General features: G+C 38.7%; 9 protein-coding genes and 1 pseudogene. 9 read left to right on the forward strand and 1 reads right to left on the reverse strand.

Features of this window, described 5'->3' with window-relative positions:
* Window positions 1-24: 24 nt before the first annotated feature.
* The 4 genes and pseudogenes from IGJ99_RS01820 to IGJ99_RS01835 form a co-directional block, all read left to right on the forward strand.
* On the forward strand, window positions 25-3,033 hold the full coding sequence (locus tag IGJ99_RS01820) for a WxL domain-containing protein (RefSeq protein ID WP_224434471.1): 3,009 nt from the start codon (window positions 25-27) through the stop codon (window positions 3,031-3,033).
* 61 nt (window positions 3,034-3,094) lie between these two features.
* Window positions 3,095-4,372 carry a helix-turn-helix domain-containing protein gene (locus IGJ99_RS01825; RefSeq protein ID WP_438770517.1) on the forward strand — a complete coding sequence of 426 codons (1,278 nt, stop codon included), beginning with the start codon at window positions 3,095-3,097 and terminating at the stop codon, window positions 4,370-4,372.
* A 55-nt stretch (window positions 4,373-4,427) separates the two neighbouring features.
* The gene (locus tag IGJ99_RS01830; protein WP_438770519.1) at window positions 4,428-5,906 is read left to right on the forward strand and encodes a helix-turn-helix domain-containing protein; all 1,479 of its coding nucleotides are present in this window, start codon (window positions 4,428-4,430) and stop codon (window positions 5,904-5,906) included.
* A 91-nt stretch (window positions 5,907-5,997) separates the two neighbouring features.
* Window positions 5,998-6,276: pseudogene (locus IGJ99_RS01835) on the forward strand (DUF7006 family protein); the annotation flags it as partial.
* A gap of 68 nt (window positions 6,277-6,344) precedes the next feature.
* Here the strand turns inward: IGJ99_RS01835 and IGJ99_RS01840 are convergent.
* Window positions 6,345-6,980, reverse strand: coding sequence for a recombinase family protein (locus IGJ99_RS01840; RefSeq protein WP_438770521.1), 636 nt, complete (start codon window positions 6,978-6,980; stop codon window positions 6,345-6,347).
* A gap of 310 nt (window positions 6,981-7,290) precedes the next feature.
* Here IGJ99_RS01840 and IGJ99_RS01845 point away from each other — a divergent pair, with 310 nt between their 5' ends.
* The 5 genes from IGJ99_RS01845 to IGJ99_RS01865 all read left to right on the forward strand — a co-directional run bounded on the left by IGJ99_RS01845 (window position 7,291) and on the right by IGJ99_RS01865 (window position 13,175).
* The gene (locus IGJ99_RS01845; protein WP_010736433.1) at window positions 7,291-8,910 is read left to right on the forward strand and encodes a glycoside hydrolase family 13 protein; all 1,620 of its coding nucleotides are present in this window, start codon (window positions 7,291-7,293) and stop codon (window positions 8,908-8,910) included.
* A 1,049-nt stretch (window positions 8,911-9,959) separates the two neighbouring features.
* Complete coding sequence (locus tag IGJ99_RS01850; protein ID WP_010736432.1) at window positions 9,960-10,394, forward strand: MarR family winged helix-turn-helix transcriptional regulator; 435 nt, start codon at window positions 9,960-9,962, stop codon at window positions 10,392-10,394.
* A gap of 96 nt (window positions 10,395-10,490) precedes the next feature.
* Window positions 10,491-11,597 carry an NADH-dependent flavin oxidoreductase gene (locus IGJ99_RS01855; protein WP_438734933.1) on the forward strand — a complete coding sequence of 369 codons (1,107 nt, stop codon included), beginning with the start codon at window positions 10,491-10,493 and terminating at the stop codon, window positions 11,595-11,597.
* Between the two features lie 16 nt (window positions 11,598-11,613).
* Window positions 11,614-12,291, forward strand: coding sequence for a type 1 glutamine amidotransferase domain-containing protein (locus tag IGJ99_RS01860; protein ID WP_224434477.1), 678 nt, complete (start codon window positions 11,614-11,616; stop codon window positions 12,289-12,291).
* Window positions 12,292-12,317: 26 nt separating this feature from the next.
* Entirely contained in the window at window positions 12,318-13,175 is an 858-nt protein-coding gene (locus IGJ99_RS01865) for an aldo/keto reductase (protein ID WP_224434921.1), read from the forward strand.
* Window positions 13,176-13,233 lie beyond the last annotated feature (58 nt).

Consider the following 13,233-nt stretch of genomic DNA (forward strand, 5'->3'; position numbering starts at 1 on the left):
TAGAGATAGAAAGGAAATATCGTAATGAAAAATAAACTCTGCTATCTTTTGAGTGTTATTAGTATAGGATTACTATTTATTCAAGTGCTCATTTTTCCAGTTGCATCCGTCAGTTTATCTTCAGTAAATGCAATCGATATTCAAGAAAATCAAACCGAACTAGATGGCTTTAGTGAAGAAGTTCTACCTAATATTCCCAAGTTGAAGGAAATTGAAGATTTACCTCTTTCTTTTTCAACTATTGATTCAACTATTGTAGGCAAAGCTGGAGAAAATATCATTCTCTCATTTCATGCAAATAAAAAAATAAATGAAGCAACCGTAAAATTGCCTGAAGAAGCTAGGATTGTTGAAGAAGATATGCCAGTAGGCGTTACGATCGAAGAATCCAAGGAAGCAAATTACTGGGTAATTCATTCTGAAAAAATGCAAGAAACATTCACTTTTCCGGTGGTATTCGAAGAAGAAGGAAGTTATGAAGCCGCAATCGATGAAGCAAAAGTACAAATTTATATACAGCCGATGGAAACAATATCACCGGATGAACAAGGAGAAACTAATGTAGATAAAGATGAATCAACTGAAGCCGAAGAAAGTAAAGAAAATAAAGACACAGCTACAGGTGATCAAGTTGAAATTGACAAGGCTGTTTCCTATATTTCTCCTGAAGAAGGAGTAGCTGAGGTAACTAACTGGACAGACTTTGGACAGGCTTTAGGTACGCCTTCTATCACGACAATAGAAGTGACAAAAGACTTTGAAGTTCCAACAAACTCCACTGTACCGGGATTTATTACTGGCGTAGGTTCTAATCCATCAGGAGGTGCACAATTTGTTTATTTGACACCTGCAAATAGTTCGAGAAAATTAGTAGTGAATGGGAATGGACATCATATAGATTTTGGCTCAGTGTCACTTGTTCCGATGGGGGTTACCCATAATGCACAATCACCTTGGGATATCACTTTTAACGATGCGACTATTTACTCAGGTAACTGGTGGGGATTTTGGTCAGTTCAACAGGGACTCTCGTTGGCTCAGCAACAGATATCCAGAATAGCGTTGAAAGATGTGTCTGTTGTGGGGAATCAAATGCTTGCACCTTATTATACCCATGTAGATCTGTATGGTAAAATTGATAACCATGTAGTAGCAAGCTATAGTTCACCTTTTAGAACGAACTTTGCTGTGTATACTCCTAATTCTATAAATATTGAGTCACGCAGTTTAACAATTAAAGAAGATGCTGTTGTCAATTTTTCTACTTTGAACTCTGGCAATGTCGTAATTGGCGTAGGTAACCAGTCAGGTAGTCTTACACTTGAAAAAAATGCTACCTTCAACCTAGAATCAAACGGTACATTAGCCAGTGCGAATGCGAATGCGCAGACTGGATCCAGCATTGATATTGCAAATGGAAATTTGATAATGGATGAAGGATCAACAATCAATATTGATACGACTCGGAATTTTGCAGCACTAACTTTGCGTAGTACTACCTCTACTTTAGAGGTTAATGATGGAGCAAAATTTAATATTGAATCTACGAATCACAGTTTCACAAGTAATGGAGTTAATCGCAACTTAGTTTCTATGAATGCGGGAAGTTCGCTTTTAGTGGGGTCAGATGCTGAACTTAATATAAATGCTGAAGGTCGAGGAAGTGCATCTTCTAGCATCATTTATGTCGCAGGTGCTGCTAACTTTAAAATTGCTAAAGATGGATCTATGGACATAAAAAGTGACAGTAATTCAATCAATCAAAATTTACTATTTTTTGCTTCAGCAAATTCAATATTTGAATTTTCTGATGCAAAAAAGGTTAATTTAGAACGGACAAACCAGATCTCAGGTTCTGTAACTAATGGACTGATTAATATCACAGGAAGTACAGGGCAATTGGATATTGATGTTCAATCTGTTAAGCAATGGAATAGAGATAATTTTACAGAAGAACCCGATTATTTTTGGACCCCTATTTTTAATTTAATTCTTCGTTACAATACGATAAATCCAACAATCACGAATGTTTCTTCTATCTTTCAAGAGACGATGACTAGCTTCAATGAAGCTTTTACTACACGTAACGTTCAGAGAATACTCTTTGAAAAAATACCAGATGTGGAGATAACTATTGACCCTCTAACGGAAGACGCATTGGAAGTAAATTCTTATACTATTACCGGCAAGGCTTCTCCGCACAGTGTAATACGGTTCTCTGGTGATCCAGCAATACCAGATGGTGAAATTCCATCACCAAATTTTTCGGAAACCGATAAATATCATGTGACTGCTGATGAAAATGGAGACTATTTATATGAGTTACCTAAAGATTCACTATTCACTGAAGGAAACGAAGTGACGGCTTATGCCTATCTAAACGGAAAATCTGCTACCGCAAGTACGGTTGTTGAAAAATCGAGAAGACCACCTAATCCTAAGGATCCGATGAATCCAGAAATAGAAGTCGATCCAGAGAATAAACCTGAGCTCGAAGAAGACCAAGGCTTGTTAAGCATAGATTTTGCTTCTCGATTCACATTTGGCCAACAAGCAATTTCTACGCGAACGAAGCGATATTATGCGCAACCGCAACGCTTGTTAAATCCGGATGGAACCGTCAATGAGGCTGAAGAGCGACCAAACTATATCCAGATCAGTGATCGACGGCCAGAAGAGGAACGTCACGGCTGGCAATTAGCAGTTACGCAAAACAGTCAATTTACGGATCTACAGGAAAATGAACTAAGAGGGGCACGTTTGTCTTTCACTAACCAACAATTGGAGTCTATTCACGGAAGTGATGAACCGATGTTGTATAATCAAGACGGTGTTACCTTAATTCCAGGAGAAAAGACTAAACTTCTGACCGCGCTCGATGGCCAAGGAGCAGGTACCTGGATCTATCGGTTTGGTGACGGTGAAAGTGCAAGCGAAAGCGTGGCACTTGAAGTCCCTCCAACCGCGAATCCAAGAGCAAGCACCTATGAAACAACACTCACCTGGGAACTAAGTGTAGTTCCCGACAATTAGTCACAAGAAAGAAAAGGGCTGCGGCTCTTTTCTTTTTCTTTATAGAAAGGACAGAAAAAATATGCACATTTTATTTGATCATTTAGTCATGGCAGATAAGACGAAACGTTGGCTGCTCTTATTGGCGACGTTAGAAGAAGAGGAACATGTTACCGCACAAACCTTAGCTAAACAGACTGGGTTTGGGCGACGGACGATTATTGAGGATATAAAGGCGATCAAGGACTATTTTGGTGAGCGGATCCATTTGATCGGCGATGAGAAGGGCTATCACTTTTCCTTTCTGAACCCTAAAGAGTATTATGAGAAGAAACAAGCGTTACTAAATGAAGAGAAACTTTTTCTCTTTGTGGATCAGTTGGCTGCGGAAAAGTGTTTAGACAATCAACAGTGGATGGCGTATCTTGATGTGTCGAGTGCAAGCTTCCAACGGATGAAACGGCAGCTTCAAACGTTATTAACGACCTATTATGGGATAAAAATTGAATCTAAAACCAATCGATTATGGGGAGAAGAAGCGGGGATTCGCCAATTCCTTTATGATTTTTATTTCACCTTACCATTGTATCCTAGGTTTCTTTCAGAGCATATTCAGGACCTACATCAGGAGAAAGTGGCGATTCAAGACGGACCTTGGTACCTAGATCAAACCTTGTTTAATCAATGGCTGAAACTAGCTAAGCAACGAGTCGACCAAGGACATTGCTTACAAGAACAAGTGGCACATAAACAAGCCCAAACAACTCTAATCCAGGCTTTGGATCAACAGGTGAGTGTGGTTCTGCCAGGACCAGAAAAAGCTGCGTTGTTTCTTCTCACGTTAGATGAGAGTCAATTTTTGAACCCTTTGACACAACAGGCATTTACCCGCACATTTTCACCTGCGAGTGAGTATGAGTTACCGATGCATAAGACCGAAGGACTGACTTATGGTTTTTTCGAAACACTCCTTTTTTTAATGGAGGCCTTTTTCCAGCTACCTACACTTGAAGCACCAGAACAAGTGCCATATGCAAACAGTGAGAAACCGTCTCCTTTAGAAGTACTCATGAAACGTTTTTTAGCTGAGAAGAAAAAATATAGCCAGACGATTTATGTTTCCTATCAGCTAGTAGGACCACGTGCTTTGACACGATGGATCAAACAGGAAGTTGAAACGATTTTAAAAAAATCTGGCTTACAGGTGGTGGAAGCTGCCCAAATGAATCCACTTGGACTAGTACGTCATGTACAAATCGTGAATCAACCACAAGCTAGAAACGCTCGTGAAACGATTGAACTTCCCTATGTACCTAGCAAGGAGAAAATCGATGAAGTGCTCTCTGCATTTTCTGAGTAAAGATGAGTGAACGAGCATAAGAGGGAAATATTTGAAAAAGTGAGGGGGAAAAAAATTGCGTGAGTTTCAGATGGCGTTTATTACAAGCGCAGAGGTCAAGCGATGGATGCAGGTGTTAAGTGTGATGGAACAAGAACGGCGTTTTACGATTGGAGAGCTGAGTGAACGACTGGCTATTTCACAACGTACCTTGATAAAAGATATTCAAGCATTCAAAAACCATTTTGGCACAAGCATCGAATTACGTTCGAATTATAGTGGGTATTATTTTGAAGAACGAAATCGTAGGGACTACCAAGAGAAAAAAGAACAACTGTTGGAAAACGAAGTGTTATTTGAAATCGTGGGAAATGTTTTTTGGGGAAAAGATTTTACAGTGGCTGACTTGGCTCACCAGCACAGTTATGCAGAGAGTACTTTACGAAGGTTTTTATCAAGAATCCGACCGGTATTAGCTGAGTATGAGTTAACGTTGGCTTTTAACCCAGTCAATTTTTTAGGGGAAGAAGCCAATATCCGAAAGTTCTTTTTTGATTTTTATTATAGCAGTGAACAAACTCCGTATACAATCCGTCCGCCAGAAGACTTACATACGTTGGTCTTGAACGAACTGTCTGGCAAATTGGGAAAGTATGAATTGGGTACGGGAATCACGATTTCAGCCTTTTATTACCAGCTTTATATCGCAATGGTCCGAGTTCATCAAAACCATTTTATGTCCTTACCTGAATGGGTAAAAGTAAGCATTTATCAGGAAAAAGATTTTCAGTTGCTTTATTCTTTACAAGAAAGAATCAAAGATGAATACGAGATCTATCTATCAAAGGAAGAATTCGCTTGGATCCATTTATCGATTATTTCCAAACGGACGATCCATCGTGTGGACCAAGAACAAACTTTTAACCAACGATTCAACCGCTGGAAGGATCTTCAGTTCATCGTGTCAGATTATCTTTCTGATCCTTTCTTTGAACAATGGGATACGGATACTTTAGAACCGTTTATGACCTCTTTTTTCATTTCGCGCTTGATGAATGAAGCAGTGAGTCCAGTGTTGAACAAAGAGCTAGAAGAAATCCATTGGATAGTAAAGAAAAGCGATAAACAGATTTATGAAGCCCATAAACAATTTCTCTTAAAACATGCCCGAGTACTCAGTTTTTCTGCCCGATATTTTGAAGATATCGTGGTGAGTTTTACGGCATATATGAACTTATTGTTCCACTATTACCAACCGGTCAAAAAAGTTTTATTTTTATTAGAAGGTGACTACTTAGTGGTTCAATCCATCCGAATGCAGGCACGTGTACTATTAGGGGAATATCATAAGCTGTTGTTTATGCCGCTTCAGGAATTGACGCCGGAACATTTAAATGATGCACACGTTGATTTGATTGTAACGAACTATCGACCGTACCTTTTGGATTACGCTCTTGACACGGATTATGTTCTTATGGGCAGTATTCCTACGGCGCAAGATTGGGCAAGAGTCAAGCATCAGTTGAATCCACTGATCGATCATGAAACATTTTAAAAGAAGGAAGGAAAAAACAATGCCTACATTTTTTACAAAAGAAGCGTATCTGGAGGGCTTTTAAAGTACCTTTGAAGAGGCAGAAAAACGAGCAAGTGAAGACCTAAAGGTCTATTTAAACACCCAGATCCAACGATTGGAAACCTTAGTAAGTCAGATCTGTCAGGAGAATTTTTGGAAACTATTGCCGGAGATCTTAGGAATCGATGCCAAGATGAGTCTAGTAGTAGATCTGATCGACTTTGATCACTGTTCAGATGTGGAAATCCTTCGAATCGTCGAAAGTGACTATCTCATCTACTTCAAAGAACTATGTGGGTACAAACGCAGTATGGACCCGAAACATTCCATGATTTTCAATGTGGTATGATGGATTGATGGCTGATGGGAATAACTTAAATGTGTAGGCTCTTACTTTAGTAAGAGTTTTTATAATGGTTAATGATTATTTGTCTTTATATAGGTATTCTTATTATTTATTTCATTTTTAATTCTATAAACTGTTTGTCTAGTAATATTGTAGTCTTTTGCAATCTTAGAAATAGCAACGCCATTCTCAAGATCCTCAACGATGCTTTTATAAACAAGGCGACGTTGGGGATCTTTTGTATCTGCGCTATATAACTTAGGACGTCCTTTGTAAACACCATTCGCTTTTGCAATCTTAATTCCTTGTGCCTGGCGTCGTTTAGATTCAGAACGCTCTTGCTCGGCAATCATGGCCAAGATCTGAATGATCAAATCTTTAATAAATTTATCCAGGAGAGGATTTCCAATTGCTTCAGCCATGATTGGTAAACTAGTGATGATTAGTTGTACATTTTTCTTTTTGAGGTAATTGACTGAGTCAATGATTTCGTCATAATTTCTGCCTAATCGATCGATGGCTTCGACAATAAAAATATCTTGTTCTCTGACAAACTCTAAAGCTTCCTGAAAAATCGGTCGTTGGGTGATCGTTGCTCCAGATTGTTTCTCGATGAAAATTTTTTCTGCGCCATACTTTTTCATTTCTTCAATTTGCCGTTGTTCATTTTGATCAATCGACGAAACTCGAATATAAGCAACTTTCAATTTTTTACCTACTTTCTCGAATTATTTAAAATACACCCTAATCATACATTGGAAATTGAGATTTTTCAATAATCGGCTAGTGTCTATTTAGGGTACACTCTAAACGGACATGTTGATAGCAAATTCTACTTATTTCAATCGATGGTTTCTGTTTTCAGGCATACTCCATGAATTGAAACTTTCCCCACGCTCTTTTTTATTTCTAAACCCCAGATTTTAATGTTATCGGTAACATGTTTGTACCTGTTTACTCTTGTTTTTGTAAGCGTTACAATTCTTTAAGAATAGGACAAAACAAATGGAGGATCATATGGAGAAAAAATGGTGGCACCAATCAGTGGTATATCAAGTGTATCCACGTAGTTTTCAAGATACGAATGGAGATGGAATCGGTGATTTAAGAGGGATTATTTCAAGATTAGATTATTTAACCTATCTAGGAATCGATACGATCTGGCTTTCCCCAGTCTATGAATCCCCAAATGATGATAATGGTTATGACATCAGCGATTATGAAGCAATCATGGCTGAGTTTGGGACGATGGCTGAAATGGGCGAACTGATTGAGGAAGCGAAGAAATCAGGCATCAAAATCATTTTGGATTTAGTCGTCAATCACACTTCTGATGAACATCCATGGTTTATCGAATCACGAAAAAGCAAAGACAATCCATATCGAGATTATTATATCTGGCGTGATCCAGTAAATGGTGATGTGCCTAATACATTACGTTCGATTTTTAGTGGACCTGCTTGGGAATTTGATGATGCGACTGGTCAATATTATTTGCATCTATACAGCAAGAAACAACCCGATTTGAATTGGGAGAATGAGCTAGTCAGACAAGAAGTCTATGACATGATGAATTTTTGGATCGATAAAGGAATTGGCGGGTTCCGCATGGATGTCATCGATACGATCGGCAAACTACCCGATCAAGAAATCACCAATAATGGACCTCGGCTTCACGAATACCTACAAGAAATGAATCAAGCAACCTTTGGCGACAAAGATTTGATGACGGTAGGTGAAACTTGGGGCGCAACGACAGAAATCGCGAAGCTTTATTCAGACCCTAAAAGAAATGAACTATCCATGATCTTCCAATTTGAACATATGAGTTTGGACCAACAAGAAGGTAAGGATAAATGGGATCTAAAAGCTTTAGATGTTTCTGAACTGAAAAAAGTTTTGTCAAAATGGCAGACAGCGTTAGGTGATGAAGGTTGGAACAGTTTGTTTTGGAATAATCATGATTTACCGAGAATTGTTTCACGTTGGGGGAATGATCAGGAATATCGTGTAGAAAGTGCAAAAATGTTTGCTATTTTACTACACATGATGAAAGGGACTCCTTATATTTATCAAGGGGAAGAACTAGGCATGACAAATGCGCCAATCCGGGACATCTCAGAAGCAAAAGATATCGAAACGATCAATATGTATCACGAACGACTTGCAGCTGGCTATCATAAAGAAGATATCTTGCAGTCTATCAATGCCAAAGGACGTGACAATGCACGTACACCAATGCAGTGGGATGAAACAGCACATGGTGGATTTACGACAGGAATGCCCTGGCTATCCGTCAATCCAAACTACAAAACCATCAACGCGGAACAAGCAGTCGCAGATTCCTCTTCGATTTTCTATACGTACAAACGCTTGATCGAGTTACGCAAACACAATGAGATCATCGTTTGGGGAGAATATGAATTGTTGACAGAAACGCCAGTTGAGGTCTTTGCTTATTATCGTACACTAAATGAAGAACGTTGGTTGATCGTCTGTAACTTATCCGAGCAAACACATGAATGGACTATTCCGCAAGAAGCAACGGAACTAATCATTGCCAACTATGATCGAGAAGTACCTGTAGGAGAAATCGAATTACGTCCTTATGAAGCATTTGTAGTGAAAATTGGGTGATGAGTGATAGAATTGCTCAGCTCCGAGAAATAAGTGTGAAGTATCGGAAATTTTTCTTTTCATTTTTTATATTTCACACTTATTTCTGGAACACCGTTCATTTGGTTTTAGGTGTGCAAGCTACCTAATGTCTCGAGCCTAGTGTTGTATTTTTTTTAGGCTTGGAGATATTGAATAAAAAGCTATGTTCTCTTCTTTATGATCAGTCAATGAAATCAAATGATAAAGCCTATGTTAACAAGAGATATAAGATGAAATTTATCAGGTTTATGATTATTGGTGCACGCTTGTATGTACGTTATACTTAGCAATAAAGAAGGGCGTGAATAGAGATGGAAACGAAGGCTCGTAATCATTTATATAGCTTGATTAGGCATGCTGTGGCAGACAATTAACCGGTTGAAATCATCCATTCTAAAAGTGAAGAGGAAAGTGTAGTAATCATAAGTAAATCAGATTGGAATGCAATTCAGGAAACGCTCTATTTACAAAATACAGGGGTGCTCAATCAGATTAAGCAATACGAAGAGGAAGAAACGGAAGAGTTAGATGAGATTGATTGGGATACATTATAGAAATTAAAAAAATTACGAAAAAGATCTTACTAAACTTAAGGGAGCTGGGTTACATAAGCAGTTTGATGAATGACTCAAGGTCATTCGAAAGAATCCTTTTCAGTCACTGGCACCGTATGAAAAAACTAGTAGGAATTCGTATTACTCAATAAGAATCAACATTAAGCATAGACTAGTTTATAGTGTGGATATTTTGAGGGAAATAGTAACCATCCTTTCCGTCTGATCTCATTATGAGCGTGGGTTGTTTTTAAATGCGTGAACTGAATTGCTCATTGCATGCTATATGAATGTTTAGATACGACAATGGGGATTTGTCCTTAGTTGTTTTACACCTTCTAAAAACGAATAGATGCTTCTACATATCATTGTATTTTTATAGATGATCATTTGAACTACATATGAATGCTATTCTCCTCTTTGACAAATCAACTAAATCATACTATGATATGTACGCTAACAGGAGGTGTAAAAATGGGGAAATCAATTGAACGTTCGTTAGAAGAATGTCTTTTTTTTAGTGTGAAGAAGCTCGATCGAGTATTGAATAAATTAGCTGATGAAGCTTTCAAGAAAACGGGACTTGCACCTACTTATGGATTTATCTTACTGATTTTGAAAGAAAAAAACGGTATTCCTCAAAAAGATATCGCGCAGATGTTGTATTCAGCGCCTTCAACGATTGCACGTTTTGTAGAAAAGTTAGAATATAAAGGCTATGTCAAAACGGTTACAGAAGGACGGTTATCTTTGGTATTTTTAACTGATGAAGGTCGTGAATTTGTCAAAGAGATCGACAGTAGTTGGGATGAGTTGCACCACGCATATAAAGTTGTTTTAGGTGCTGCCGAGAGCGAGCGGCTTTCTCAAGAGCTGAATGAAGCGACCAATAAATTACAAAAAAAATAAAATTTTTTAAACATAACAGTTGCATGTACAACTAATCGTATGGTTAAATAAATACGAGAAAAAATAAGTGACATTCGTCATATTGGAGGAAGAAGAATGGCAAAATTCAATGAATCAATCACATTTCCATCAGGTAGTGAGCTGAAAAATCGGTTGATGCTATCACCAATGACTACAGAACTTAGCTTTTTTAATGGGGTAATCACAAAAGACGAGATCGAATACTATGCACAACGCTCAAAAGGATTAGGAGCTGTGATCACTGGTGCAGCAAATGTGCAAGACATCGGTAAAGGTTGGCCAGGGGAATTGAGTATCGCCCATGATGAAATGCTTCCTCGTCTAAGCGAGTTAGCACAAGCCATTCAAGGCGAAGGCGCCAAGGCAATCGTGCAGATCTTCCATGGCGGTCGTATGACAAGCCGTGCGACATTATCAGGAGAACAAACAGTATCTGCTAGTGCGATTCCGGCAGAACGTCCAGCTGCCGAAACACCTCGGGCATTAAGTGATGAAGAAGTTAGTGAAACGATCCAAGCATTTGGAGAAGCAACACGCAGAGCCATTGAAGCAGGATTTGACGGAGTAGAATTACATGGTGCGAATACTTACTTGATCCAACAATTCTTTTCTCCTCATTCGAACCGTAGAGAAGACCAATGGGGTGGTTCTTTAGAGAAACGTTATCATTTTATTGAAGAATTATTGAAATCTGTCTTCCAAGCAGTTGAAACACACGCAACCAAACCATTTATTGTTGGCTATCGTTTTTCACCAGAAGAATTTGAAACACCAGGTATCCGTTTTGAAGAAACGATTTGGTTGATGGAACAATTACGTGAAACGAAATTAGACTATCTGCATGTTTCATTGAACACATATGATCGTGTGGCTCGTTCTGAGACCTACAACGAAAAATCAATTCTTGAATATGTCCACGAAGCGATTCAAGGGAAAATCCCGTTAGTAGGTGTCGGGAATGTCCGTAACCGCAAAGATGTCGAGTCTGTGTTAGCTCATGCGGAACTCGTAGCAGTAGGTCAACAAATGTTGGTAGATCCTGAATGGGCAGTCAAATTATTAGAAGGTCGAGATGCTGAATTTGTGACGAAACCTTTTTCTGAAGCATACAAAGACTTGTATTTACCAAGTCCGTTGTATAATTTTCTTGATCAACGCTATGGATCAACCATCAATATCTAAGAAAGAAGCTGAAAAAATGAAAGTTTTGATTGTTTTGACAAATGTAGAAAAATACGACAATATCGAGCGTCCAACAGGTTTATGGTTAAGTGAATTGACTCATTTTTATGATGTATTAGTCAAAAACAAGATCGAAGCTGATTTTGTTAGCCCGAATGGCGGATACGTACCATTGGAACCAAAAAGTATATTAGATATGGACCAAGTAGATTGGACCTATTACCAAGATGAAGACTTTCGTAATCGTGCGTTAGGGCAAACGTTACGTCCGGATGAAGTGGACCCAACAGAGTATACAGCGATTTATTATGCCGGTGGACATGGAACGATGTGGGATTTCCCCGGATCAGAAAGATTAGCAGAGATTGGTTCTGCGATCTACAAAAATAATGGGATCGTATCAGCGGTTTGTCATGGTGTCGTAGGCTTATTACCTGTCGTTGATGAAAACGGACAGTCCATTTTAGCTGGACGTAAAGTGACTGGCTTTAGTAATGAAGAAGAGGAATTAAATGGAACAACGAATAACGTACCATTCCTAACCGAAGATTCATTGAAGGAAAAAGGGGCCGATTATCAGGCAGGGAAAGCTTTTACTGAAGTTGTTCATGCAGATGGGCGTTTATTAACAGGACAAAACCCACAGTCTGCACATTTATTAGGAGAAAAAGTCGTTGCTGAATTGACGAAATAACGTGGAGTTTGGAGAGGAAATCAATGATGGAAACACGGACCTTGAACAACGGATTGACAATTCCTGTACTTGGATTTGGTGTCTTTCAAATCTGGGATCAAGAAGAATGTGAGCAAGTCGTTTTAGAAGCGCTGAATGCTGGCTATCGCCTGATTGATACTGCGGCTGTTTATTACAATGAAGAAGCCGTTGGTCGGGCAATCAAAAAAAGTGGGATTCCAAGAGAAGAGATCACTATTACAACCAAGTTATGGGTCACTGATGCTTCTTACGAGGGCGCATACAAAGCGTACGAACGTTCTTTACAAAAATTAGGGGTAGACTATATTGATATTTTCTTGATCCATCAGCCTTACAATGATTATTATGGCGCATGGCGTGTCATGGAAGAACTCTATGATGCAGGAAAAGTAAAGGCAATCGGAGTCTCTAATTTTTCAACCGGTCGTTTGACTGATTTGATTTTGAATCATCGGATCAAGCCAGTGATCAACCAAATCGAACAACATCCATACCGTCAACAAAAACAACAAAGAGAAACAGCCACTCATTTTGACGTCGTGACTGAAGCGTGGAGTCCCTTCAACCAAGGAAAAGATGGGATTTTTGATGAACCAGTTTTAAAGGAATTAGCTGAAAAATACCAAAAAACTGTCCCACAAATCATCCTACGTTGGCAAACACAACTAGGGATTATCACAATTCCTAAGTCTGTCCATGTGGATCGTATAAAGCAAAATATCGCCATTTTTGATTTCCGATTATCAGAAGAAGAATTGACTTTGATCGAACAGCTCGATCAAGCACCAGAGTCAACCGGACCTCGTGAACATCGAACATTAGTTGAAAACCTGCATAATATCTCCATCAATCAAGCGAATTAATAATCGATGTGCTGATGTGTAAAAAAAGAGAGCATAGAAGCTTGTAGTGTTTCTAAAA

It is taken from the genome of Enterococcus sp. AZ095b (assembly GCF_051714725.1).
Classification (GTDB): Bacteria; Bacillota; Bacilli; order Lactobacillales; family Enterococcaceae; genus Enterococcus_B; species Enterococcus_B pernyi.

What these genes read in the sequence shown, in the direction of transcription:
- IGJ99_RS01860 (WP_224434477.1), top strand. Translation starts at nt 11,614, where the DNA reads ATGAAAGTTTTGATTGTTTTGACAAATGTAGAAAAATACGACAATATC.
- IGJ99_RS01855 (WP_438734933.1), top strand. Translation starts at nt 10,491, where the DNA reads ATGGCAAAATTCAATGAATCAATCACATTTCCATCAGGTAGTGAGCTG.
- IGJ99_RS01845 (WP_010736433.1), top strand. Translation starts at nt 7,291, where the DNA reads ATGGAGAAAAAATGGTGGCACCAATCAGTGGTATATCAAGTGTATCCA.
- IGJ99_RS01850 (WP_010736432.1), top strand. Translation starts at nt 9,960, where the DNA reads ATGGGGAAATCAATTGAACGTTCGTTAGAAGAATGTCTTTTTTTTAGT.
- IGJ99_RS01825 (WP_438770517.1), top strand. Translation starts at nt 3,095, where the DNA reads ATGCACATTTTATTTGATCATTTAGTCATGGCAGATAAGACGAAACGT.
- IGJ99_RS01820 (WP_224434471.1), top strand. Translation starts at nt 25, where the DNA reads ATGAAAAATAAACTCTGCTATCTTTTGAGTGTTATTAGTATAGGATTA.
- IGJ99_RS01865 (WP_224434921.1), top strand. Translation starts at nt 12,318, where the DNA reads ATGGAAACACGGACCTTGAACAACGGATTGACAATTCCTGTACTTGGA.